22 protein-coding genes, 2 tRNA genes and 1 pseudogene are annotated in these 23200 nt (G+C 68.2%); 5 read left to right on the top strand and 20 right to left on the bottom strand.

Translation table 11 applies throughout. The annotated features are described in order from the left end of the window. Window positions 1-119 precede the first annotated feature (119 nt). A complete protein-coding gene (locus tag AC1WTP_RS16580; RefSeq protein WP_481650148.1) occupies window positions 120-1235 on the bottom strand; it encodes a globin domain-containing protein in 1116 nt (371 codons plus the stop codon). A 145-nt stretch (window positions 1236-1380) separates the two neighbouring features. Between AC1WTP_RS16580 and AC1WTP_RS16585 the strand changes: the two genes are divergently transcribed. After that, on the top strand, window positions 1381-2151 hold the full coding sequence (locus AC1WTP_RS16585) for a CPBP family intramembrane glutamic endopeptidase (RefSeq protein WP_481650149.1): 771 nt from the start codon (window positions 1381-1383) through the stop codon (window positions 2149-2151). Window positions 2152-2222: 71 nt separating this feature from the next. Here the strand turns inward: AC1WTP_RS16585 and AC1WTP_RS16590 are convergent, their stop codons facing one another. Continuing rightward, on the bottom strand, window positions 2223-3095 hold the full coding sequence (locus tag AC1WTP_RS16590; protein ID WP_481650150.1) for a hypothetical protein: 873 nt from the start codon (window positions 3093-3095) through the stop codon (window positions 2223-2225). Between the two features lie 1044 nt (window positions 3096-4139). Here AC1WTP_RS16590 and AC1WTP_RS16595 point away from each other — a divergent pair. After that, a tRNA-Ser gene (locus tag AC1WTP_RS16595) sits at window positions 4140-4230 on the top strand. A gap of 35 nt (window positions 4231-4265) precedes the next feature. Then, a tRNA-Arg gene (locus tag AC1WTP_RS16600) sits at window positions 4266-4338 on the top strand. Window positions 4339-4414: 76 nt separating this feature from the next. Here the strand turns inward: AC1WTP_RS16600 and AC1WTP_RS16605 are convergent. From AC1WTP_RS16605 to AC1WTP_RS16655, 11 genes are all read right to left on the bottom strand, one after another. Beyond that, window positions 4415-5689, bottom strand: a complete 1275-nt coding sequence (locus AC1WTP_RS16605; protein WP_481650151.1) for a tyrosine-type recombinase/integrase — start codon at window positions 5687-5689, stop codon at window positions 4415-4417. Further along, the gene (locus tag AC1WTP_RS16610) at window positions 5646-5852 is read right to left on the bottom strand and encodes an excisionase family DNA-binding protein (protein ID WP_481650152.1); all 207 of its coding nucleotides are present in this window, start codon (window positions 5850-5852) and stop codon (window positions 5646-5648) included. Before AC1WTP_RS16610 ends, AC1WTP_RS16605 begins: the two co-directional genes overlap by 44 nt. 15 nt (window positions 5853-5867) lie before the next feature. Further along, a complete protein-coding gene (locus AC1WTP_RS16615; RefSeq protein ID WP_481650153.1) occupies window positions 5868-7616 on the bottom strand; it encodes a replication initiator in 1749 nt (582 codons plus the stop codon). Between the two features lie 220 nt (window positions 7617-7836). Next, window positions 7837-8277 carry a hypothetical protein gene (locus tag AC1WTP_RS16620; RefSeq protein WP_481650154.1) on the bottom strand — a complete coding sequence of 147 codons (441 nt, stop codon included), beginning with the start codon at window positions 8275-8277 and terminating at the stop codon, window positions 7837-7839. After that, the gene (locus tag AC1WTP_RS16625) at window positions 8274-8936 is read right to left on the bottom strand and encodes a diguanylate cyclase domain-containing protein (protein ID WP_481650155.1); all 663 of its coding nucleotides are present in this window, start codon (window positions 8934-8936) and stop codon (window positions 8274-8276) included. The genes AC1WTP_RS16620 and AC1WTP_RS16625 overlap by 4 nt, the downstream gene beginning before the upstream one ends. Next, window positions 8933-9601: a DUF2637 domain-containing protein gene (locus AC1WTP_RS16630; protein ID WP_481650156.1), complete on the bottom strand. Its 669-nt coding sequence runs from the start codon at window positions 9599-9601 to the stop codon at window positions 8933-8935. The genes AC1WTP_RS16625 and AC1WTP_RS16630 overlap by 4 nt, the downstream gene beginning before the upstream one ends. Continuing rightward, window positions 9598-9786 carry a hypothetical protein gene (locus AC1WTP_RS16635; RefSeq protein ID WP_481650157.1) on the bottom strand — a complete coding sequence of 63 codons (189 nt, stop codon included), beginning with the start codon at window positions 9784-9786 and terminating at the stop codon, window positions 9598-9600. The genes AC1WTP_RS16630 and AC1WTP_RS16635 overlap by 4 nt, the downstream gene beginning before the upstream one ends. 25 nt (window positions 9787-9811) lie before the next feature. Further along, entirely contained in the window at window positions 9812-10123 is a 312-nt protein-coding gene (locus AC1WTP_RS16640; RefSeq protein ID WP_481650158.1) for a spread protein, read from the bottom strand. Continuing rightward, a complete protein-coding gene (locus AC1WTP_RS16645) occupies window positions 10120-11766 on the bottom strand; it encodes an FtsK/SpoIIIE domain-containing protein (protein ID WP_481650196.1) in 1647 nt (548 codons plus the stop codon). Before AC1WTP_RS16645 ends, AC1WTP_RS16640 begins: the two co-directional genes overlap by 4 nt. A gap of 256 nt (window positions 11767-12022) precedes the next feature. Beyond that, entirely contained in the window at window positions 12023-12241 is a 219-nt protein-coding gene (locus AC1WTP_RS16650; RefSeq protein WP_481650159.1) for a hypothetical protein, read from the bottom strand. Then, complete coding sequence (locus AC1WTP_RS16655) at window positions 12241-12639, bottom strand: transcriptional regulator (protein WP_481650160.1); 399 nt, start codon at window positions 12637-12639, stop codon at window positions 12241-12243. Before AC1WTP_RS16655 ends, AC1WTP_RS16650 begins: the two co-directional genes overlap by 1 nt. A gap of 185 nt (window positions 12640-12824) precedes the next feature. Here AC1WTP_RS16655 and AC1WTP_RS16660 point away from each other — a divergent pair, with 185 nt between their 5' ends. Beyond that, complete coding sequence (locus tag AC1WTP_RS16660; RefSeq protein WP_481650161.1) at window positions 12825-13691, top strand: GntR family transcriptional regulator; 867 nt, start codon at window positions 12825-12827, stop codon at window positions 13689-13691. Further along, window positions 13688-14386: an HAD family hydrolase gene (locus AC1WTP_RS16665; RefSeq protein WP_481650162.1), complete on the top strand. Its 699-nt coding sequence runs from the start codon at window positions 13688-13690 to the stop codon at window positions 14384-14386. Before AC1WTP_RS16660 ends, AC1WTP_RS16665 begins: the two co-directional genes overlap by 4 nt. Window positions 14387-14600: 214 nt before the next feature. Here the strand turns inward: AC1WTP_RS16665 and AC1WTP_RS16670 are convergent, their stop codons facing one another. The 7 genes and pseudogenes from AC1WTP_RS16670 to AC1WTP_RS16700 form a co-directional block, all read right to left on the bottom strand. Next, the gene (locus AC1WTP_RS16670) at window positions 14601-15059 is read right to left on the bottom strand and encodes a hypothetical protein (protein ID WP_481650163.1); all 459 of its coding nucleotides are present in this window, start codon (window positions 15057-15059) and stop codon (window positions 14601-14603) included. 6 nt (window positions 15060-15065) lie between these two features. Further along, a complete protein-coding gene (locus AC1WTP_RS16675; protein ID WP_481650164.1) occupies window positions 15066-15671 on the bottom strand; it encodes a helix-turn-helix transcriptional regulator in 606 nt (201 codons plus the stop codon). A gap of 892 nt (window positions 15672-16563) precedes the next feature. Beyond that, window positions 16564-17040 carry a DUF4279 domain-containing protein gene (locus AC1WTP_RS16680; protein WP_481650165.1) on the bottom strand — a complete coding sequence of 159 codons (477 nt, stop codon included), beginning with the start codon at window positions 17038-17040 and terminating at the stop codon, window positions 16564-16566. Window positions 17041-17728: 688 nt separating this feature from the next. Beyond that, a pseudogene (locus AC1WTP_RS16685) lies at window positions 17729-18916 on the bottom strand (IS481 family transposase); the annotation flags it as partial. Between the two features lie 751 nt (window positions 18917-19667). Continuing rightward, a complete protein-coding gene (locus AC1WTP_RS16690; protein ID WP_481650166.1) occupies window positions 19668-20399 on the bottom strand; it encodes an MAE_28990/MAE_18760 family HEPN-like nuclease in 732 nt (243 codons plus the stop codon). Continuing rightward, window positions 20396-21556, bottom strand: a complete 1161-nt coding sequence (locus AC1WTP_RS16695) for a DUF262 domain-containing protein (RefSeq protein ID WP_481650167.1) — start codon at window positions 21554-21556, stop codon at window positions 20396-20398. Before AC1WTP_RS16695 ends, AC1WTP_RS16690 begins: the two co-directional genes overlap by 4 nt. Window positions 21557-21558: 2 nt before the next feature. After that, on the bottom strand, window positions 21559-22242 hold the full coding sequence (locus AC1WTP_RS16700) for a hypothetical protein (RefSeq protein ID WP_481650168.1): 684 nt from the start codon (window positions 22240-22242) through the stop codon (window positions 21559-21561). Window positions 22243-23200: the final 958 nt, after the last annotated feature.

The following is a 23200-nucleotide window of genomic DNA, read 5'->3' on the forward strand; positions in this document are numbered from 1 at the left end:
TGGGAAAGGACGGCCGGGCGGACGTGGTCGGGCGGGCGGTGCCGGTCCGCCCGACGGGGGGCCGGGGCGCGTGCCCCAGGGGGCAGGGGCACGCGCCCCGGCACGGGGGGAGAAATGTCCTAGATGCTGCCGAAGGTGTCGTACCGGGTGTGCTCCGGAGGGACGTCGTCGGCGGCGAGCACCCGGAGGGTGGCCCGGACCATCTGGGCCGAACCCGAGACGTAGCAGTCGTGCGCGGTCCACGGGCCGTACCGGCCGACCACGTCGGAGATGTCGCCCAGCTCGCCGTCAAAGTCCGGGTCCTCGCTGCACGCCGGGGTGACCGACAGCCACGGGTGCTGGGCGACCAGTTCCCGCAACCCGGCCAGCCCGTACAGGTCGGCCTCCGTGCGGGCGCCGTAGAAGACGTGCACCCAGCGGGTCCGGTTGTAGCCGGCCAGCTCCTCCACCAGCGCCTTGATCGGGGCGAGACCGACCCCGCCGGCGACGCAGAGGATGTCCCGGTCCGACGAGCGGTCGAGCGTCATCGAGCCCATCGGGGCGGCCACCCGGATCAGGTCACCCGGCTTGACCCGGCGGACCAGCGCGCCGGAGACCCAGCCGGCGCCGGGCGTACGGACGTGGAACTCGAGCACGTTGTCGTCGTTCGGGGCGTTCGCCACCGAGTAGGTCCGCCACACCCGGGGGTGGTAGCGGGGCACCTCGACGCTGACGTACTGGCCGGCCTTCCAGGCCAGCGGGTGCTGCAGGGCCCGGCAGGTCAGCACGGCGGTGTCCGGGCCGTACCGCTCGTGGGTCAGCACCTCGGCGTGCCAGAACGGCGGGTTCTCGTCCGCCGCCGCACCGGCCAGCATCTTCTCCGAGATGGCCGCGTACGCGTCGCGCCACGCCTGGTCGTACTCCAGGTTCCAGCCGTCGCCGGCCGTGCTGCGCAGGGCGTCCAGCAGCGCGACGCCCATGGTCGCGTAGTGCCCGGCCTCGACGTGGAACTTCCGGTGGTCCCGGCCGAGCGAGCGCAGGTACTCGTCGAAGCTCTCCGGGTCGCCGACCGTCTGGCTCGCGGTGACGATCGCTTCCAGGATGCGGTCGCCCTGCCCGGTCATCTGCACCGGGAAGAGGTTGCGCAGCGCGGGGTCGAGCAGGAAGAGGCGGGCGTAGAAGTGACCGCTCAGCCGCTCCCGGTGCTCCTCGACCAGGGTCCAGCTCTCCTTCAGCAGCCGTGCGAAGTCGTCCACGGGCGCGCTCCTTCTCCAGAACGGCGGATCGGGCATGCCCAGGATGGCCACGGAGCGTTCCCGCCGGTCGCACAGAATGTGCGACCGGCTCACGAGGCTCGCTCGGGCGGTGCCGCCGGTCGCCGCGGTCGGGCAGAGTGGTGCGGTGACCGTTGAGCTCACCCGCCCGGTGTCCCAGCGCACCCTGGGCACGGAGACGCTGCTGGTGCTCGGCCTCTCGCTGGGCCAGTCCGCCGTCTACGCGCTGGTGTCGATCATCGCGAAGTTGACCGCCGAGGGCCCGCTGTCCAAGCAGACCGCCGCGCTGAACACCTCCCAGTCGGCCCTGCCGTGGCTGGACCTGACGCGTCAGCTGCTCGGCATCTTCTTCGCGCTGCTGCCGGTGCTGCTCGCCGTACACCTGCTGGCGAGGGACCCCGGCGACCCGGCACGGACGCTCGGCCTGGACGCCCGGCGGCCCGGCCAGGACCTGGCCCGGGGCGCCGGCCTGGCGGCGCTGATCGGCCTGCCCGGGTTGGCGCTGTTCTGGGCCGCGGCGCAGCTCGGCCTGAACGCCACGCTGGTGCCCGCCGCCCTGCCGGAGGTCTGGTGGGCGGTGCCGGTGCTGATCCTCGCCGCCGTGCAGAACGCCGTGCTGGAGGAGGTGATCGTGGTCGGCTACCTGGTCACCCGGCTGCGCCAGCTGGCCTGGCGGACCGGCGCGATCATCGCGGCGAGCGCGCTGCTGCGCGGTTCCTACCACCTCTACCAGGGCTTCGGCGCGTTCGTCGGCAACGCGGTGATGGGTGTCGTGTTCAGCCTCTTCTACCTGCGCACCCGCCGGGTGATGCCGCTGGTCGTGGCGCACGCGCTGCTCGACATCGTGGCCTTCGTCGGCTACGCCCTGCTGCCCAGGGACTGGTTCTCCTGGCTGTGACGGCGGGCGACCCCGGCCGGTGACCGGCTCCGGTTGCGGCAGCCCCGCGCCTGCCGCACGTCGCGGCTCTCCTAACGCGCCCGGGGTGACCGGTAGCTGGTGACCGCCCGGGCGGCCAGCCGGGCGGCGGCCGCGGCGTCACCGGCCGCCGCCGCGAGCACCGCCGCGCCCGGCAGCACCCGGGACGCCAACCGCAGCACCAGCCAGCCGCCGGCCTGCGCGGCGAGCGGCGCGGCCAGCCGCCAGGCCGCCTCCGCCGCCCGCGGCCACGGCTCGTCGCCCGGCCCGTCCGCCGCCCGGGCCGCCGCCAGCGCCGCCCGGGCGCTCTCCGCGTCCGGGTGCACCTGGGTCAGCACCAGCAGCTCCGCGGCCCGGTCCGGGTGCGCCGGATCCCGGCCGTACGCCGCCGCCAGGTGCAGCACCAGGTTCGCCTGGGTCCAGAGCACCGCCGCCAGCTCGGCCAGCGGCGCGAAGACGCCGGCCAGCGCGGCGGTCGCCCCGCCCGCCCCGGCCTGCCGCACGAACCGCCGGGTGGCGAGCCGGGCCAGGCCGTCCGGCGAGGCATCGGGGTACGTCGACCTCAGCCGGTCCGCCCAGTTCCGGGCGCGCGGCCCGATCGCCTCCACGGCGGCGAGGGCGAGCAGCTCCGGCGCGAAGCCCGGATGCTCGACCAGCCGGGCGAGGGCCGCCCGCAGTTCCGGCGTACGCATCGGTGGTTCCACTGCTCCGACCTGGATCGGCGGGGCCGGGGCGTCCGTCGTCTTCGCCACGGCCTCCGTCGCCGCGGTTTCCTTCGCCGGGGTGGCGGCCTCCTTCGGCCGGGCGGCCTCCTTGGCCGGGATGGCCTCCTTCGGCGGCGTCGCCTCGGGGGCCGGGGCGCTCGTGTCGGCCCGGGTCGGCTCGGTGGCCGGGGTGGCGGTCCCGGTCGGCGTGACCGTCGTCACCGCGGCGGCCCTCTTCGCCGGTGCGGCCTTCCTGGCCGGCGTCTTCTTCCTGCTCGCGGCGGCCTTGCTGGCCCGAGTTGTCGGGGCCGGAGCCTCCTCGGTCGCAGCAGCCTCCGCCGGGACCGCCCTCGGCGGGACCGTCGCCTTCCTGGGCGTGGCCTTCCGCGCCGGGCCGGCCTTGGTCGGTGCCGCCTTGGCCGGATCTTTCGTGGTCCGGGCAGCCGTCACCGGATCCGCCTGGCCCTGGTCGGCTGCGCTCGGACCTGATGCGGTCGGGGCCGTGGTAGCCGGTGCCGCCGCGTTCGGGGCGGCCGCGGTGGATGATGCCGGTGCCGGGTCCGCCGGCCCCGCCCGGCGAGCCCGGGTGGTGCGGCTGACCGCCTTCGGTGGAGTCGAGGTGGCAGCCGCAGACGCCGCGGGCGGGGCGGCCGGGGCCACCGAGGGCTGCGTCGAATCGGCCCGGCCGGGCGGTTCGGCGCTCTCCGTCACCGGTGAGGGCTCTGCGGAGATGGCCGCCGGGCGCTGGTTCCCCGGCGCCGGACCGGCTTGCGTGGCACCGGCGTGCCTCTCCCCGTCGGGCCGAGCCGGCCCGGTCGCCGAGGCGGTGCTGTGGCCCGGCTCACCGGCGCTGCCTGACTGGTCAGCCTGCCGTTGCGGCTGCCCGGGGGTGGCCTTCGGTTGGCGGGGCAGTGGACGGTCCGGCTCGGGCGGCTGGAACAGCACCGTCGGAGCCGCCTTCGCCCGGCGGCGGGGACGCGCCTCCCCGGCTTCCGCCCGCTCCGCCGGATCGGGCGTCGCCGGCAGTGGCGGCGGGGTGAAGGTGGCCTTCGGGGAGCGCCGCCGCGCTCCCTCAGCCGGCTCTCGGCGGTTCGGCTCGCTGGGCGGCTGCTCCTGCATATCGATGGAGCGTAGTCCCGATCGAGCCGTCGCACAGCGCTCGACCGCACGGGTCCCCGCAGCAGTGCCGGCGACGGTCCGGTAGTCGCTTTGCTCCCGATGGGTCTGGCCCTGTATCCTCGGCCGCGGTGGCCTGCGGGCCACCAGGGAGACTTCGCCTAGTCTGGTCTATGGCGCCGCACTGCTAATGCGGTTGGGGTCTTAAAGCCCCTCCCGGGTTCGAATCCCGGAGTCTCCGCGCGAAAGCCGGGTGTGTAGACTGGCCGAGCACCTGCGCCCGTAGCTCAACGGATAGAGCATCTGACTACGGATCAGAAGGTTAGGGGTTCGAGTCCCTTCGGGCGCGCAGCAGGTAAGGGGCCGTTTCGGGAGACCGAGACGGCCCCTTTTCCGTCCCGTACAGCAGCAAAGTACAGCAGCGGTCATGCCGACTCCGTGCCGTTCATGCGGTCGCCCAGGCGCTTCAACGCCTCGCGGGTCTGCTTGGAGCTGACCTTGGTGTAGATCTCCATCGTGACCTTGAAGTCCGCGTGCCGCAGGATCTGCATCGCCACCCGAGGGTGCACGTCGAGGTCCGCCAGGACGCTGGCGCAGGTCCGCCGGGCGCCGTGCGGAGTGATCCGCCGCAGGCCGTAACGGCGTACTCGAGCTTCCCAGGCGCGATTGAAGTTCCGCGGCTCAATCGGCGTCCCGTAGCGGGTGGTGAAGACAAGCGGCGACTTCTGCCACACCTCGCCGGCCGCCTTCCTCTCGGCCACCTGCTCTGCGCGCCGAATCGCCAGGGCGGTACGGCAGATCTCCGGCAAGGGCAGCGGGGCATCCGACTCTTCCGTCTTCGTCTCGCGGCGCACGAGCTGCCCGCCGATGCGCTGAAGCTGCCAAGCCACGTTCAATTCCCCGGCCTCCTCGTCGATGTCATCCCAGGAGAGTCCGAGCAGTTCCCCACGGCGCAGCCCGAGCACGAGAAGTAGGACCCACGCCGCGTACATGGGGTCTTTGTCCGCCCGTGCCGCTTCCAGGAACCGGCGCGCCTCGTCGCTGTCCCACGCCGTGCCGGGCTTCTTGCGGGTCACCCGCAGCTTCACCAGCGCCGCCACGTTCTTGGTAACCAGCTCCTCTGCCACCGCCTGCGACAGCGCAGCCCGCAGGGTTGCCCGGAGTCCCTTGATCGCGCTATCCGACGGGACGGCGTTGCAGCAGTTGCCAAGCGCGCAACAGCGTTGCTTGGCCGGCGGTCGGCCGGCGTCCTTGCCCTGAGCGCAGCACTGGCACGTCCGGGCGACCTTGTTGATCCAGGTCTGTACGTCCTTGACGTGGAGCCGGTCGAGCCGCTTGGCGCCGATGCCCGGCGCGATGTACAGCCGGGTGAAGCCCTCATATGACACGTAGGTAGCCGGCGCCAGGTTCGGCTTGACGATCTCTTCCAGCCAGTACGTCAGGTACTGCGCCAGCGTCGGAACGCAGGTCGCCACGGGCCCGGCCTTCGCCTGCTGGTGCAGCTTCAACCACTTGTCATGGACGATCTCGCGGGTCTGCCCGTAGACGTACTTCCGGTTCCGCTTACCGTCCGGCTTGGTCACCCACACATAGGCGGCGTAGCCGTTGCGGTAGGGAAAGATCGAGCCTTCGCCGTTGGCGCGGTGCGGCCGGGCATCAGGCGACCTCCTGCCGCTCGACCTGGTCGCGGATGTACTCATCCACCCACTCGGGCAAGATCCGGCGGTACTTGCCGTCCTTCACCGAGCGCAGCTCGCCCGTGGCGATTTTCATCTTCACCTTGGACAGACCGAAGCCGAGCAGCGCGGCGACCTCGGCGGGCGAGTACCACTTGGGGGCAAGAGATAAGGGACGGTTGCTCATGGCGTCCTCTCTCATTCAGGCGGGCTGATGAACGGGCAGGGCAGGTAGGGGCGAGGCGCCCGCGGCGAGGTCCAGCGCGGCTCTGTCTCTGGCAGCGAGGAGGGCGGCTTTCCATTGGGCGCGTTGGGACAGCGCGCGTAGGAGCCGGTGTTGCAGGGGTGGGATGTCGGGGTCGTCAGGGTGGGCGAGTTCCCAGGCGTAGGCGGCCGTGCCGTCCGGGCCGGCGGGGTCTGAGTCATCGGTGCCGGTGGTGATGCCGAGGAGGTTGCGGACCCATGCGCGGGCGTCGGCGCGGTGGTCGGCGAGGGTTTTGCCGGACCAGTCGCGGGAGACGAGGATGCGTCGGCCGCCGATGCCGAGGGTTGCCCGTTGGTGGACCTTGCCCTTGCAGCGCCCGGCTCGCAGCCGCCCGTGTGCCTTCTTGGGCTGGACGCCGTACAGGAGCCAGTTGGCGCACCGCTCGTTGCACGGCGTGATCCGTAGTTGCTGCCACAACCGATCGAGGTGGTCCCGCTGCCGGTCGGTGTCTGCCTTGTGGCAGTCGGCGGCGCTCTTGGTGATGTACTTGGTGATGTAGCCGATCGTCCGCTGCGCGTGGACGGTGCCGGGGGTGACGCCCTCGGCGTGAACCTGCCGACCGAACCGCACGACGTGCGCCGGTTGGGCGTCAGGGTCAGCGTCGACCAGGTCCAGGGCGTCACCCCACGACGGCAACGGCTCCCGCGTATCGGGGTCGACCCATGCACCGCGGCTGTCGTCCCAGACCGGCGGATGCTCCAGGGAGCACACCAGCTCGTCGGCCGGGGGCCACCACACCTGGTGATAGGTGGCAGCGGCGACCTGCCGCAGCACGGCGCGGGGGATGGTGCCCCGGATGGCGAAGTGCGCGTGCGGCGCCAGGCGGCGTTGCGGCTCCACGCAGCCGGCGTACTGGACGTTCCAGCCCACGCACCGCCTGAGGTTCTGCCAGAACCGGTCGAGCAGCCGGGCGAAGTGCACCGCATCCCACGCGGCCCGCCGGTAGTCGTAGCTGTCCGGGTCGACCGGCGTCCCGTCCGGCAGCACCCGCCCGTAGGAGTCGAGGGTGAGCGACAGCCACATCGAGGGGCGGTGTTCGGTGCCGTCCGGGGCGGTGTAGACCCGGCCGACCGTGCGCGGCTCCACCTTCTTCCGAGGCAGGTCCGGGGCGTCCTGCCGGCGGCGGGTCGACCGCTTGCGCCGGCCACCGTCGGAGCCTTCCGCGTCGTGGGGTGGGGCGATCTGGCCGCGTAGCCCTTCGGCGGCGATGGCTTCCTCCACCTCGGCTATCGCCTGGTCGATGCCGGGCACCTGATCGAACTGCGCCGACCGCTGCGCCTCGTCGCGGGCGAACTCCAGATGCGCCCGCAGCAGGATCAACTCCCGCTGAGCATCAGTCGCCGGGTCCGGGGCGGGGGCCGGTTCGTCGGTGCGGTGCCAGCCTTGCCGGATCTGGGTCTGGCGCAGCCGGCGGGCACGCTGCGCGCAGGGTGGGCACTTGTCCTCGCGGGTGCTGCCGCACGGTAGGTCGATGACCTCGGTTTGGCCGGTGGCGAGGTCGGTGCGGCGCAGGGTCACGGGTCGGATGCAGACGCCGTACTCAGCGGCCATCTCCTTCAACACCTGCCGTGACATCGGCAGAGCGAGGCGGGCAGCGCGCGACACCGTCGCCGGCGAGACAGCCGGAGCGGGGGCGGGTTCGCCGGCGGGGTCGGGGGTGAGGCCGGGCAGGGTCGGGGCGGTCAACGGGTCACCTCCGGAACGTCGAACAGGGCGGCCTGTGTGGGGCCGATCGGGGTGGTGCGGGTCGGGCCGACGTGGGCCGCCCAGCGGTGGGCGGCGCGGGCATGGCGATCGCAGGCGGTTTCGGCGCGGTAGTGGCCGCTGCCGGGGCGGCCGGCTTCGACCAGGGCGATGGCTGGCCCACCGCACCGGGCGCAGTAGGTGGGCCAGCCAGCCACGGCGGTCAGTGGCCGCAGCCGGGGCAGTGCAGACCGGGGCAGCACCGACCCGAGCGGCGCAACAGCGCGACGATGACGACCAGGACCACGACGCCGCCGAGGATGAGCGGGAACGCCGCCCGCACCGCGTGGACGAGCTGCACGGCAGCGAGGTAGCCGGCCACCGCGACGGCACCCACGGTCGGGACGGCCACGGCGGCGACGACGCGGCCACGGCGCAGCCGGCGGACCGGAGCCGGGGCCGGGCGGCCGTTGTCCAGGAACCGGACCGTGACCGTGACGCGCGAGTCGCCGGGGATCTGCCGGGGCGCGGTCATCGACACGAGGCGGCCGGAGTCGCGGACCAGGGCGACGGCGGCGGCGACCTCGGCCGGCGTGCCGACCACCCGGCGGGCGACCACGCTGGGCCGGGCGGTGGTGCGGCGGGCGAGCTGGGTGCGGGTCATGCGACAGCCTCCACAGGGAGAGTGGGCAGGTTGCGGGTGCGCACGGCGGGGCGCGGGTCGGCGGCCGGCGTGGTGCGGTCATCGCGCGCCGGGTCGTGCACGGCGACGCCGGTCCCGGTGGTCTTGGCCCGGTACATGGCGGCGTCAGCGCGGGCGAGCGCGTCGGCCAGGTCCCCGGTCGACGGGGCGAGCCCGATGGACGCGGTCACCGAGACGTGCTCGCCGGATGCGAGTCGGATCGGCGCTGCGATGCGCTCGGCCAGGGCGCGCACGGCGTGCAGGTCGGCGGCGGTGACGAGGACCAGGGCGAACTCATCCCCGCCCAGCCGAGCAGCAGCGCCGGTCACGCAGGTGCGGAGCCGGTGAGCGATGACGGTCAGGACCAGGTCCCCGGCGGCGTGGCCGCGGAGGTCGTTGACCGGCTTGAAGCCGTCCAGGTCGAGCACCGCCACCAACGGAGCGGCCGGGGCGAGGTAAGGCCAGGCGTCGACCAGGCCGGCGCGGTTCAGTAGGCCGGTCAGCCGGTCGTGGGTGGCGTCGTGGCGGGCGGTGGCCAGCTGGCGGCGCAGCACCACGGCGGTGCGGGTCGACCAGCCGGCGGCGACCAGCCCGGACAGGCCGGTCAGCAGTGCGGCGGTGGTGGCGGGGTCGGGGATCATCGGGTCACCTCCGAGGCGAAGACGTGGCCGTTGCGCGGGGTCTGGACGGTGGACGAGATGAGCGCCGACCGGACCGGAGTCGGGGCCGGGGTCGCGGTCGAGACGGGTGCCGGAGGCACCAGGACCGGGGCCGGGTCGGCGGGAACGTCGACGGGCGGCAGGTCGGCGGGTTCGTTCTTGGTGGCGAGGTCGCGGGCAGCGGCCAGGAGAGCCGCGGCTTCGGCTTCGATCGCGGCGAAGTCGGGGCGGATGCGTCCGGCGACCAGCTCGACGCCGATGACGAGGACGACGACCAGGGCGAAGACCAGCCGCAGGCCGAGGCTGCCCGGGGAGGCGAAGTTGATGGTGGCCGACAACAGCGCGGCACCGGAGAAGACAACCAGCGCTCCCCGCTTGGCGTCGCGGGCGATGCCGGAGGTGCGAACGACGGTCAGCATCGACACCATCGCGGCGTCGAAGATCAGCGGCACCAGGTACGCGAAGTAGCCCGCGTTCTGGGTCCACAGGTAGTGGGCTTGGTGCAGGTAGCTGGTCGCCAGCGCGCCGAGCAGAATGAACCGGTTGTACCGCTTGATCGACGCAATCGCCTTGAGCATGGTCGGCACCGCGTTGCGGGCGTACTCGGCGGCGAACTGCTCGGTGACACCGGCCGGATCAGTGCTCATGCCGCCCATCCCCACGCTTCGGCGTCCTCGGCGGCGATCTCGGCGTGCCGCCGCAGGGCGGCGGACAGGATGGCGTCGGCGGTGGTGTCGGGGGCGCAGTAGGGGCACTGCTGGTCGGGGTCGGTGTGGGCGAGGTCGAGGCAGGTGCGACGGATGGGCCGGCGGGTGAGTCGACGGGTACGCATCACGGGCTCCAAGCAGGCAGGCGGGTCAGCGGTGGGTGGGGGTGATGTGCACGCGGATCCACTCCGGCGGTTCGCCGGTCGAGGCGACCGCTTCGGACAGGCACCGCCACAGCGCCCACGCCTCGTTCGGCGTCAGGTACATGCGGCGACGGCCGGACCCAACGGCCACGTACAGGTCGGCGTCCGGGGTCACGCGGACCGTGACCGGCACCGATGCCTTGTCGACGTGCGGGGCGCGCAGCCGGTAGAAGCGGCGCGGCTCCTGCGTCGGCGCGTCCGTCTCGTCGGCGTAGGGCATCCGGGCCGGGGTGCCCTCGGGCAACTCGTTGGCGGTCATCGCGGGTCGCCTCCGTTCGGTGTGGTGTCGAGGTCCAGGGCGTTGAGCAGCGACGGCGGCAGCAGCGGTGCGGCCTGCCGGGGCGGAGTCGGCCGGTAGGTGTGCCGGCCGTTGCCGTTCGATCGGGCCGGCTTCACCGGGGCCGGGGCGGGTTCCGGTTCGGGCTGAACCTCCGGCGGAGTGGCGAAGGTGGCCGCCATCTCGCGGATCAGGTCGTCATCGATGTAGGAGAAGCGGACCCGAGCGGGTTCCGGCTGACCGTCGAGCAGCACGTAGGCCACACCCTTGGCCGACAGCGGGATGTGATCGGCCAGGGCACCCCGGTCGCGGGCACCATCACCCAGCAGCAGGTCGACGTGGCCGCGCTCCGTGAGGCCGAGCGCGATGCGGGTGGGGAACAGGTCGCGGACCGAGACGACTTCCTTGCGCGGGTCCTGAGTGGCGGCGACGACCAGGACGCCGAGCCCGGCGCCCTGCGACAGCAGCAGCCCCAGCGCCTGGGCGATGCGGTTGCGGATCTCGCTGTCCGTCAGGTAGGCCAGCAGAGCGGCGATCTCGTCAATGACGATGACGAAGAGCGGTTCGTCTGGCGTCGGGGTGTGGACGCGGACCTTGCCCCGGAGCACCCGTTGCCGGGCGCGCATCCGGGTTACGGCGTCATCGAGCATGTCCGCCATGCGCGACCAGTCGTCATCGACGTAGCGGGAGAACAGGCCCGCGCCGATGGCCAGCTCCATGCCGCCCTTGGGGTCGATCGCCCACACCCGCACCAGACCCGACCGGATGCCGGCGGCGAGCGCGCGGAGCAGGGACCAGATGACCGAGCCCTTGCCCATCCGCGTCGCGCCACCGATGAGGACGTGGGTGGCGAGCAGCCGCAGGCAGTAGACGGCCAGGTCTTCGCGCAGCCCGAGCGGCAGGGCGGTGAAGTCCGGGCGGGCCGGCACGGGCAGCGGCTTGACGATGCGGGTCAGCGGGTCGCGGCGGATGAAGACCAACCAGACGTGGCGGGGCCGGTCGCGGAACCGGATGGCGTCGACCCGGCGCAGCAGCCAGGCGAGGTGGCCGGAGCGGGCCGGGGGTGCCTGCCGGCGGCCGGAGAAGACCCGGCAGTGCCGGGTGCCGAACGAGTACGCCAGATCGTGCGCGGCCTTGTGGTACGCCTCCGGGCTCTGCCCGCGCGGCATCCGCAGCACGACTTCATCCGTGGCGTAGGAGCAGCGCACCGACAGCAGCTCCGGGACCTTCTCGCCACCGTCGTACTTCTTGACCAGGCCGCACAGGGTCATGGCCTCGTGCCACTGCCGGCGGTAGACCCACAGCCGCCGCCACACCGTGACCGCGCGGAGCACCACCAGGCGGTGGAACGACTCCCGGCCCCGCCACCACCAGACGCCCGCCGAGACGGCGAGGACGAGCAGGACCAGGAGATGGGGCCACCAGCCGCGCGATTGGTAGACGTCGACGGCGACCAGGACCAGGGCGACGATCGGCCAGGCCCGCCAATGCCGCACCGCCCACACCGCGAAGCGCACCAGCACGACGGCGAGGCGGACCAGCAGGAACGCGATGGTGACCGTCCAGACCACCGGCCACGGCGTGGCGACCTGGAGACGACGGAAGTTGACCAGCGGGGCGCGCATCACGCCACCGCCTTCTTGTGCTGCTCGGTCCACGCCTCCGCGCAGACCTTGTGCACCGGCTTCCCACCAGGGCTACGGCAAATCGCCGGCTTGCCGCAGATGACACACGGAGCGGACTCGCCGGCACCACCACCGCGAGTCCAGTCCAAGGAAATTGGCATGATGAACCTGCCCTTCCAGGCCGAGAGGAATTGGTTGGGCAGCGGGGCGGCCGAGCTTTCCTAGGGCCAGGGCCGCCCCGCGCCAACATCAGGGATCAGGCCGCCGCCTTCACGGCCGGCACCGACAGGGACTCGCGGGCCTCAGCCAGCACGCCGGCCAACCGGTCGATCTCCGACCGAGGCAAGAACAGGATCACCTCGCCCTCGACCCCGCCGAGCTCCACCACCACGCGGTCATCGGCCGGGTGCGAGCGGAACGACAGGGTCGTATCGGACCGGATGTGCGCGCACACCGAGACGTTCGCCGAGGCCATCAGGCGGCCTTCCCTCGCGACTCAGCCAGGGTCTTCGGCGCCACCATCCCGGACGCCCGGAACGAGTACGCCAGCCGGCCGTTGCTGCCGACGTACGGGGTCACGGTCAGGTTCTCGAACTCCACCGGCTGGAACGGACCCACCGGCGGCACCGGCTGCACGTCCGCCAGGATCTTGACCGACACCTCACGCGACCGCGCGCCAAGCTCCGGGTCCATGTCCATCACCCGGCACTGCCACACCCGCTGGCCGGTCAGCTTGTCCTTGCTCGGCGTCCGCGCCCGAGTCTTCTCGTCGAAGTCCTGCGCCTCCGCGATCGAGTCCGGCACGAACACACAGCCGTGCGGGAACACCGCTTCGAACGGAACCGTGAACCGCGTACCACCCCGAAGAGCCATCGTTTCCTCCCTCAGCGCCAACGGCGCCTGCTGCTCGGTCGGACCGTCCGACAGAGCCAGAACGCCAAGCTGGTCGGCTTGGCTAGCCAAGCGCTTGCCTCTGAGGCTAGGTCGACTTGGCTAGTCAGGTCAAGAGTTGGAACGGCGAGTTTCCTAGCTTGGCTAGTCAGCAGTAGCCTTGACGAGTGACCGAAAACCTGGACTACCTCGGGGAACTTGACCCCGATGACCCGAAGCAGGCGTCACAGCAGATTGCGAACAAGCTTCGGGCCGCGATCCTCACGCGCCGACTGGCGCCAGGCGACAAGCTCCCGTCGCAACCAGAGTTGGCCACGCGGTACGGCGTGGCACGCGAGACCGTCAAACGAGCACTCGAAGTCCTTCGAGCAGAACGTCTCATCGTCACCCGGCAAGGAAGCGGAGCGTTCGTTCGCGCCCAGACTCAACGCGCCGTCGAGTTGAGGCCCCACATCGAAGCGGCCTTTGACCGCCCGCACGTCACTATCGACTTCGCCGGCTTCTCCGGCGAGACCCTGCGGGACGCCCTTGCCGAGGTGCTGGACAAGGTCAGGGTCGGTCGCCTGGCCCCCGAAACCATCGCCGTCCGTGTGCTGGTCTCCGACATGTCCGTGCCGATGGCGCTGCCCGCCAGGGCCGAGACGCAAGCCGACGACCCGGCGGTGCGCGAGAGGGCGGATCGCATCACGCGACGAGCCATCGACGGCATCATCGACCAGGTCTCCGAGCTGGGCGACCTCGGGCTGATCCGCTCTGCCACCGTCGAGGTGCGCATGCACCGCGGCTCACCGCAGTTCAAGCTCTACCTGCTTAATGGCGAGGAGGTCTTCTTCGGTTTCTACCCGGCAGTCGAGCGGACCGTCACCGTCAAGGGCGAACCCATGGCCATCTACGACCTGATGGGCAAGGACGTTCCCCTTTTCCACTACGCCATTACCGACGACGATGCATCCCACGGCACGCAGTTCGTCGAGGCATCCCGCCAGTGGTTCGACTCGTTGTGGTCGACCATCGCGTACCGGTATGAAGGGTGACCGCCGACCTTGAGCAGTTGTGCCGGGATGTCCACGCACTGCTGCTCGACTTCGACGGGCCGGTGTGCAGCATCTTCGCTAACTATCCAGCGCCACAGGTTGCGAGGGAGCTCCTGGATTTGCTGGCGAGCCGGGGCGTGGCCCTCACAGACGAGCTGGCCGAGGAACCGGACCCGCTGGAAGTACTAAGGCAGACTGGCAGAATGGCGGACCAGGAGTTGACCCGAGTTGTGGAAGACGCCCTGATCGCAGCGGAGGTGAAGGCGGCATCGACCGCGGAGCCGACTCCCTACGGACGAGAGGTCATCGTGGCCGCGCGCCAGCTGCGCCTGCCAATCGCAGCGGTTAGCAACAACTCGCCGCAGGCCGTGGACACCTATCTACGAGAGCACCGACTGAGCATTCATGTCGCCAAGACCGTTGGCCGGGCGTACGCCGACCCTTCGCGCATGAAGCCGAACCCCGCGCCCATTCTCGACGCAGCGGCATTCCTCGATGTCCCGCCGGCGCTGTGCGTGTTGGTTGGCGACTCACTCTCGGACATCGAAGGAGCCAAAGCCGCAGGCGCCCGCGTCATCGGCTACGCAAACAAGCCGGCTAAGGAAGCAGCGTTTCGGGCAGCGGGCGCGGATGCGGTGGTCACGTCAATGCGGCACGTAGCTCAGGCGCTAGTGCGAGTCGTTGACTGCCTCTGATCTTCCTCGATCGCTTCGCGTCCTGCATGGATGGCCACGGGGAGGACCTGCATGGAGCAGCGTGTTCCGATGAAGGAGGCAGGGTGACAGGCGACCGCGAGCCGAACGGACGATGAAGTCAGGTCACGAGCTGCCGTCCAGCGAAAGGAGCGTGCCGGGAAACCTTCGGTTCCCGGCACGTTCCCGCTGCAAGCAATACCGACAAGTTCCGAGGTTATCCCAAGGCCCTGAAGAGACCCAAGGTTGCACCCGTAACCCCTAATCGGGCAAGTGTGGTCTGCACTAGCTCTCGGAGGTATGGGTACATAACTCGGTGGCTGTAAGTCTGTCCTAGGGCCAGCGCACGCTCGTGGTCCGGTTCGAGCGGTGACTCAGCCCTAAACTGGACAACTATGGATGCCTCTACGATGGCGGCTGCGTCGTCCCCGCCCTCGTCGCTGCTGCCAATAGAAACCTTGGCATCATGCTTGAAAGCGAGGCCTTCTTCATCGAAACGGTGTGCCATCATTACAGTTATGTGCGCAGGAACGTCTTGACCGTTTGGCAGATCCAGTGCGGACCTGTTTCTGATCTCTCCCGCGGCTCGGTCAAAGGTAACGCTGACCAGCTCTAGCCGCCGAATCAGCTCGTTAGCCTGCTCGAGCAGCTCTTCGTCGGACCGGGTTTCGCTCATCGCTGCCTATGCCTTGATGAAAGATGACGAGGAAGAGGTGTAGGTGATGCTAGGACGCGCAACCTTGGTCTTGGTTACGGTTAGCGTGGTGAGTCGCGAGACTGGCCGGTCTGGGCGGAAGGCCTTCTCACCCAAGCCAGAGAAGCGCCGGACCAGCATCACGTTTAGCTCGTCGATCTCCTCGCGTGACAGGAGATATTCCTCGTCGTGGCCCTCTATGCCCTCGCGCTTAAGCCATTGGTTCACGCTAGACCAGTCCCACACTCGCACCCCATCGCCTATGACAGTCAACGGTGTAGGAAAATCTTTTGGCCCACGTGACCCTACGACCCAAGCGCGTACTGACTCGCGGGGGCGGCTCAAGCGGCTAGCTATATCGCTAATAGAAACGAGGTCCATCTCAACGCGACACACCTTCACGCGAGGAAAAAGCGAGTGCAGATGTGTCACGGCGTCGATCACAGCGTCGTAGCTGCTCTCGGCGGATACGCGGTACGTCAAGGTCGACTTTCCAGCCACCACGGCCGGATACACCTCGATGTCGCCGGAGACCAGTGCCTCTACGACGTCTTCGTCTGCGAGGTCCACCCCGTCAACGGCGAGCGTGAACATGTACGTTAGATGCCGGGATGTCCGAATCATCGTTACCACCCCTCCCCTCGCATGTGTCTACGGTACCCGACTGCACTCAGGTGAGTACACCCACCAATTTAGACACGCTGCTCGTCTCCGGTGTCGTTATGCGGACACCGAGCCATGTTGCGTCGAAGGATCTTGCTCTGAGAGTCGCCCCGAGGCGTGCTGAGCACCCAGACGGGCTGGCAGAGGCCACCCGGGCACAAGAGCTTGCCAAAGACGTGCGCCCTCCCGCCTGCGGCGGGTTCGAAGCGCCAGCCGAGTTGCTCCGCGTCCTTGAGAACGGCACGCACCGCTGGGTCAGGGTGACGCTTCGGGGTCATGAGGGCACGATAGATGGTGATCTGCCCCGGTTCCAAGCTGCGTGGCCGGTTCTCCGAGAGATCCTGGCCAAACGGATGCGCCTGGGTAGCGTCGATCCGTCCAACGACCCGGCAGCTCGGGTGGTTACGGGATAAGTGTGAACCTTCGCAGGGCCTGGCAGTGGAGGATCAGGGAAAGTCAGAGGAAAAAGTTCGAGTAGGCAGAGAGCGACAGGCAGCCGCCGGGGCCAACGAGGGCAGAGCTGGCAGGCGGTCAGCTGCCGAAGCGGACGATGCGGCCAGCGGCACGCGAGGATGAGCCACAGCGGCCCCTCGATGCGCCATCGGACCGCGGTGGCCGGGGTGATGGTTGTCGTGGCGGCCGGACCGGCTCGGGGACGCTGCCTGTGATTGCCGAGTCCCAGTTGATGCTTGACGTTTCCGTCCCAGCTGGTGCTTGACGTGTTGGCCTAGACAGTTAGTTCGACCTTGCGGGGTCAGTAGGTGTCGATGCTAGGGGCTCGTAGGAGTGCATGGGCGGGGTGGACGGGCGAGGGCGTGCTGGCTCATCCGTAGGCGTACTCGTCGATGTCGAGCTCCGCGTGGGTGCGTCGCAGGAAGTCCAAGGCTCTGGCGTCGAGGTGCCAGCCGAGGAGCTGGTGTTGCCCGGGCAGCTTTTCCAGTCCCTCGACTGGGCTGGTGAGATCTTCGTCCTCGCCATCGGGGTGTTCGAGGACCCGTACGACTTGCAGAACGGTTGAGCCGGGGCTGCCCTCGATTTGGTCGAGTTCGGCGGCCAGTTCACCGATTCGGTCAGCATGAGCGTGCAAACGATCAAGAATCTGGTCAATCTGCTCGTCCACCGTTAAGCCGGGCTTCCGGCAGACGATCCGCCAGGTGTGCGAAGCGGGTATGGGCGGCTGGGTCCGGCGGCTGCCGCGGATCTTTACCTCGTCGGGCTCAATGCCCAGGCGGGCGGTGATGTCGGCGGCCGGAACCTGGCGGGAGGCCAGCGCGAAGTAGACGTACTGGTGCACGCGCATGGCGGGACCCTATCGACGATGACGGCCGAGTGGCGCTGTCATCTAGCGCCGGCAAGCAGATCGCCCGACCCGACATCACGTTTGAGCTGCATGTTCGACCTTTCGAGGGCGGTGGGCTTTGATGCTGTGGACCGGTTGATCGTTGGTCCGCCGGAATGTGCGTGGCCCGTCGTCGCATTCGACGGTGAGGGTGGTGTCGCTGACGTCGATGGTGACCGTCCTGCCGGCGTGGACCCTGCCGAGGGCGATCTTCTGGCCGACGACCATGATGACTCCGCTGTTGGAGGCCCGCCGCTGCACCCGGGTGGGTCCGGTGGCGGGTTGTGGGGGTGGTCCGGCCGGGCGGGCACCTCGCAGCCGGATCACCTCGTCCGGGGGTGAGCGGGTTGGGTCGGGTTCGTAGTAGTTGGCGGGTTTCCAGGTCGAAGAACGTCAGGGTGGTGGCGTCGGCACGGATGCCGACGCGGCGGCCGCTGAGGATCTCGGCGGCGAGGACGATGTGTTGGCCGAGGGAGACGCTGCCGCCGCGGTTGACGGTCCGTTCGACCTCCACCACCCCGGGGCAGCCTGCCGTGTCGACGGGCAGCGGTGATGGCCCGGCCGGACGGCCGCCGTTGCGGGCCAGCGCGGCCAGGTCGGTCACGGACAGGTGTGAGCGCACGGACTTGAGCCGGGCGCCGGCGCTGAGCAGGTGGATGACGTCGGTGTCGGCCCAGAACGTCACGGTGACGCCGGAGCGGGCCGGGCCGAGCCAGAACTGTTTGCCGGCGACTTGCAGGTTGCCCGAGGGTGGCACGACCCGGTCGAACTCGACCGGCCCACCGCAGTAGTTGACGACTGGCTGCGGCGGTTCAGCGTCGTCGACAGCCGCCAGCGCAGCCAGGTCGACGGGCGGGACGATCGGGGCGGGGTCGCCGACGGCATCGGCGAGAAAGCCGGGCAGTTTCACCGGCACCAGCTGCTGATCCGGGCCGGTTGCGGGGCGGAACCGGTCGGCCGGGAAGGCCATATCCAGGGATTGGTGTGGCCGGTCGGTGTTGTATTCGTGTCGGAACGCATCCACCGCGGCCTGCGCTGCCGCCAGGTCGGCGAACACCCCGGCGTCGTCCAGCAGCTCTCGGCGCAGCGTCTGGTGGAACCGTTCCACCTTCCCCGTGGTGGTTGGGGAGGCGGGCTGGGTGAGCCGGTGCACGATCCCGTTCTCCCGGCAGATCCGGTCGAACAGCACCTCCCCGCCCTTGCCGAACCGGTCGGTGAACTGCTTGCCGTTGTCCGTCAACAGTTCCTCGGGCACCCCGAACCGGGCCAGCCCTTCGGCCAGGGCCAGACACACGGCACGGCCGGTCGCCCTGCGCACCACCTTCGCGACCACCGCGAACCGGGAATGGTCGTCCACCCCGGTGACCACCTTCGCCTCGGTGCCGTCGGCCAGCATGATGCCGCCGACGATGTCCATCTGCCACAACTCCATCGGCCGGGCCCGTTCCCACCGCACATAGTCGCAGCGGCCACGGCGGCGTCTGACCGCCACGTGCAGCCCGTGCCGGGCCAGGATCCGATAGACCGTCATCCGCGACGGCACCGGACCCGGGCAACCGTTACGGCCCAACTCGAACGCGATCCGCCGCGCACCCCACCGCGGGTGTTCCCGCCGCAGCTCACACACCGCCGCCTCCACCTCCGGCGACGCCTGGTGCGGGCACGAATCCGGCCGGTGCGACCGGTCCTGCAACCCGGCCAGGCCAGCCTCCTCATAGCGACGCAGCCACGCGTGCACGCTCTGCCGCGTCACCCCCATCTGCGCGGCAACCTCGCCAACCCGATCCCCAGCCTTCACCGCGAGAACCGCCCGATACCGCTGCTCCACGACCGACATGTGCATCAGCGCCAATCCCGGCCTCCGACCTCGCGATGCCCGCAAACATCACGCGATCAAGAAGCCGAACACGGCCACTGTCAAGCATCAGGTGGGACGCAGGTGTAAAGCATCAGCCGGGACACGACAGACGCTGCCTGTGATCTGTTGCCGAATTTGCCTGTACTAGATCAAGGCGCTCCGCGCGGCGCGGGCCGGGGCGCGGCAACCGGCTCCTACGGAGCCGCCGCCCCGGCCGCCTACGGCGCCGGGGCGGTAAGTCAGCCGGCCCGAAACCCACGCCCCGCCCCGCGCGTCAGCCTTGGTTCTGTGAGGCGACCCGATGACAAGTCCCGGAAGACCGTGGGCCAGGCGGACATGCCTCCACCCGCTCTCCGCGATTCAGAGGCCCGGGAAGCCAGTGGCCATCCTTCGGGCAGCCGGGGTTGCCGAACGGGCGCACACGGAGCCGCTGAGGCCCAGGAGAGGGGTGGTGGAGAGGGTGAGAGGTGAGGGAAAGGGCGAGGTTAGAGCTGCCTCCGGCGGGGGCCAGACGACTCCGGGATGGATTGCCGAACGGTTCCGGTGGGTGGGTGGTTGGGGAGCTGCCATCCCGTCCACCACCGACCCAGGCAAGCCGAGCAGACCAGGGCCAGGGCGACAAGGTCGTTCGTCCGGTAGGGCGCTCCACCTTGTCACCCTGGCCCTGGCCCGCTCCACGGAGTGTGGGTCGGCGGCGGACGGGATGGCAGCTAGCAGGATGCGCGCTCGCTTAGATCTCGGCTGGCGTCCGAGGTTCAGGAATCCCTTGCATGGGAACGGGTCTATACCACTCGCGGCTCACCGCGGACGTGATCAGCCGAGCGAGATCGTTCATGAACTGCTCACACTTCCGGCGATGCACGTTGAAGAGCCGAACGTCAATTCGCGACTTTCGGCTGCCGTGGGCGATATCGTTGCGGGTCCGCCTCACGAACTCGAGCGAATGAAAGTAACTGCGACTTACCTCAGATTCTGGGATGCCCAACCTGTAAAGCGTGCGCCTAAGCACGTCCGTACCGAAGTTCATTTCCATCGAGGCGGCGGCCTGAGCGTCAATGGTAACGGAGGCTTCGTTTAGAGCTCGGATCTTTTGAACAAAGTCAACTTGGCGAATTGCACGTCGAGTCAGGACGCCATCCTCAGACGAGTGCTGATCCGCCTGGCCAGCGACCCCAGAACGCAACGCCTCAAACTCGGCAATGCAGGCGGATGCGAAAAGATGAGGCTTGAGCTCGCTCGCCTTCAGCCCTTTGGCGTTTATTGCGTCAATATACAAGCCAAACGCCTGCCTCGCGAACCCTTCAAGGTGGGCATATTGCATGACTAGAATGGCCCGCAATGCAGAAACCGGCCAGGCTTCCGGGTCGGAATCCGTCAAGAGTTCATTGCGGAGGTGCCGAAGTTCGTCGAGTCGCCAGGCCAAATCCTCTTCTAGCTCGAGCCTCAGGTCGGAGAGCTTCACCTGAGTGCCGCCTCAAAGGCGTCAGCAAAGTAGCCAACCCTCGCGTTCAACTCATTTCGAGAGTTCTTTCCGCCACCGCAATGCTTGAGGAACGCTCGATCGAACTTCCCCTTCTTCACGGCCTCGCCCAAACGCTCAATCTGGTGTTGGTCGTCCGGGTCAATCTTGTCTAGGACCCGCTGTAGGCCAAGAACAAGACCTTCGTAGTGATAGACCGAGAACTGGCTTCGTGGCTCCGGGTAACGCTGGTCGACTGTGCCAAAAATCTTCGAATCAATGCCAAGGTGATCGGAGATCCGCCGAAGGACCTCGAAGGTCTTTTTAAAGATTGTGCGCTCTTTGTCGTACTCGAACTCGGTCCCATTTGCTGGATCGGAGACCGCTTCCATGTAGTCAGTTAGGAAGTTTGCCACATCGTGGCGGTATCGCTCACCGTCGTTCTTGTAGGAAAAAAACCTGAGAACGAGCTCCTGATCGAATTTCTGGAGCTTTTGGTTGTCTGAAATGATGTCTACGCAGAAGGCAAAGTTCGAATCTTTGCTGAGTTCCGAGATGAAGCTGTTGAAGTCGTTGGACAACAAGCGGATGGTTGCATTTCTTACCTCTTGCGCCTCAAGGATCTCGCCGCCTGTATTCAGCCGTTTGAACATGTAGTAGCGCAGGCGGGGATCACTCTCCTTCCTCAGGATCTCGGCTCGGATGTAGCTCCGCTTCAGCTTGATTTCGAGCGCCCGCGGCAAGTCTGCGTAAGTAAGGCCATTCAGCTCTTTAACGATGTCGCAATCCGCGAGAACGAGAGGATCCTGGAGCTTGCCATCAATCTTCAACTGCCCCCGGAAGTGGAGGTACGACGAGATGCGCTGGAGTCCATCGATTAGCTCGTAGACACGGTCTTCCCGCTCAATAAGGAAGATTGGCGGCACGGGGAGTTCCAACAGAAGCGACTCAATGAACCGTGCCTGGGAGCCCTCGGGCCAGCGAAACATGCGCTGGAACTCAGGGTCGATGATGAGCTCGTCTGCGTCATACATATCCGCCAACTCGTTGAACGAGAAGTCGATACTTTGAGTGCGGACGGCGTTGACCTTTGAGTCAACCGATGTAATCAGTTGGTCCGGGTCTACAAGTACGGCCTGGTCAGCCTTACGCCTCGCCATAGTCAACCCTTCCTGAGGACAACTACCGTCTCGTCAACTCGACCTTTGGGGTACTTCCGTGCAGCGGTATTGACTGCGGTAAGGAGGCGGCTAACTTCCTTCGGCTCGACAGACTCGAGCTTCCACCCCCGCGCTTCTGCCTCTTCGATGCAGATATCGGCTAAGCGAATGTGGATATCCTTGTAGTACGAGTCCTGAACGACCAGCGATAAGGACGCTACGTCCTTGGTGACGCGCGATATCTCGTCGAAGCTCGAGACCAAGTCGTCTAGGTACTGCCGGACCTGCTTCAGGTAATACCCTGCCGAGGCTTTGCTCGCATGGTTACCGATACTCTTTACTAGGCTCTGGGCCAGCGAGCCGTACGCTGAGTCGGCCAGAACCCGCTCAGACCTGATAAGGGTGGTCCCCATTAAGCCGGACCTCAACGTGCGGTCCTTTGAGATATCAACTCCGATGGTCGCCAACTCCCTCGCATACGCGACCGCGTAGTCGATACGTGTCAAGTAGGGCGGCGACGTTAGGACGACGTCAATCGACTTTTCTGCTATCGGCAGATGATTGGCGGAGGCCGTAACTAGGGCGGCTGGCGGCCTATCACGCTCTTCGTTGGCGCTCAGGCGCTCTAGAAGCCTCTTCTGGTCTTCAACCAGTAGGGTATCCAACTGGCCGCTCGCGATATCCACCAGGTCATCGGGCGTTGGTGCTCGCTTAACCCAAGTAGGGTTACTGCCTTCAAAGCGAGTGGTTAGGCCGCGAATGACTCTAAACAACGAGACGTACGCAAGCACAGCAGCGGGCTTTGAGCAGATTTGCAGAGCGCTCGTCCACTGACGCACGCGACGGGCAGTTGATGGGCTTAGCCAGGCGAGGAGAGGGTCTTCGTCGGTATAGGTCGATCCCGTAGCGCTCGCTGGAGGATCCATGGGTTTCGAGGTGGCGGCGACTTGACTTCGGAGGCTGGCTACAAGACTAGCCACAGGATTGAGGTCGACTCCAATGGCCCTATGGCCGTTCGAAGTCGCCGCCAGTGTGGTCGTGCCGCTTCCGTTCCAGGGATCTAGGACTATAGCGAAATCCGCTGGTGCAATCAGGTCTAAGTGGTGGCAGGCCCACTCGAATGAAAATCCTGCATAGTACGGGAAGACATCCGCGAGGCCAGCGGTCTCTTCACGAGGTCGCTTTGGCGACCGCTTTGGCCCGGCAGGAGGCTGCTCAAGGGTGGGCAGCGACGGCTGATGTGCAGGCCGGCCGACACTACTTCCCGTCACCCCGGTCTCCCCGCCCACGTTGGCCAACCCCTGAGTACGGACCACCCTAGTCCAGGGGTCAACCACCAAGTATGGGAGAGATGGCCCCCAGCTGGCGGTGCCGCGAGTAAGAGAGGTTAGCAGCCGGGGCTCGGGTCCGACAGACCAGGCTGCCGATGCTGTGTTAGAACAGACCAACAGCGACTGGGCGGAACGAGCAACGCAGGCCGGCCGAGTGTGCGGGCCCCGACGTGGCCGGCCGCGCCCGGCATCCGGGAGCGGAGATCCAGCAGTACAGCAGCGATGTACAGCAACCGAGCGAGCCGCAAGAGTCACCAGGCGGCACCCAGGAGCTGTACGACGTCGGGAACGGCCGTAGGAGATCGCATCGCCT

It is taken from the genome of Micromonospora sp. R311 (assembly GCF_056780015.1).

Coding starts and splice junctions, on each gene's coding strand:
- AC1WTP_RS16645 (WP_481650196.1), bottom strand. CDS start 11,766: ATGCGCGCCCCGCTGGTCAACTTCCGTCGTCTCCAGGTCGCCACGCCG.
- AC1WTP_RS16610 (WP_481650152.1), bottom strand. CDS start 5,852: ATGAGCAACCGTCCCTTATCTCTTGCCCCCAAGTGGTACTCGCCCGCC.
- AC1WTP_RS16625 (WP_481650155.1), bottom strand. CDS start 8,936: ATGATCCCCGACCCCGCCACCACCGCCGCACTGCTGACCGGCCTGTCC.
- AC1WTP_RS16640 (WP_481650158.1), bottom strand. CDS start 10,123: ATGACCGCCAACGAGTTGCCCGAGGGCACCCCGGCCCGGATGCCCTAC.
- AC1WTP_RS16680 (WP_481650165.1), bottom strand. CDS start 17,040: ATGCGCGTGCACCAGTACGTCTACTTCGCGCTGGCCTCCCGCCAGGTT.
- AC1WTP_RS16650 (WP_481650159.1), bottom strand. CDS start 12,241: ATGGCCTCGGCGAACGTCTCGGTGTGCGCGCACATCCGGTCCGATACG.
- AC1WTP_RS16670 (WP_481650163.1), bottom strand. CDS start 15,059: ATGAGCGAAACCCGGTCCGACGAAGAGCTGCTCGAGCAGGCTAACGAG.
- AC1WTP_RS16605 (WP_481650151.1), bottom strand. CDS start 5,689: ATGAGTACATCCGCGACCAGGTCGAGCGGCAGGAGGTCGCCTGATGCC.
- AC1WTP_RS16620 (WP_481650154.1), bottom strand. CDS start 8,277: ATGACCCGCACCCAGCTCGCCCGCCGCACCACCGCCCGGCCCAGCGTG.
- AC1WTP_RS16630 (WP_481650156.1), bottom strand. CDS start 9,601: ATGAGCACTGATCCGGCCGGTGTCACCGAGCAGTTCGCCGCCGAGTAC.
- AC1WTP_RS16655 (WP_481650160.1), bottom strand. CDS start 12,639: ATGGCTCTTCGGGGTGGTACGCGGTTCACGGTTCCGTTCGAAGCGGTG.
- AC1WTP_RS16635 (WP_481650157.1), bottom strand. CDS start 9,786: ATGCGTACCCGTCGACTCACCCGCCGGCCCATCCGTCGCACCTGCCTC.
- AC1WTP_RS16695 (WP_481650167.1), bottom strand. CDS start 21,556: ATGGCGAGGCGTAAGGCTGACCAGGCCGTACTTGTAGACCCGGACCAA.
- AC1WTP_RS16675 (WP_481650164.1), bottom strand. CDS start 15,671: ATGTTCACGCTCGCCGTTGACGGGGTGGACCTCGCAGACGAAGACGTC.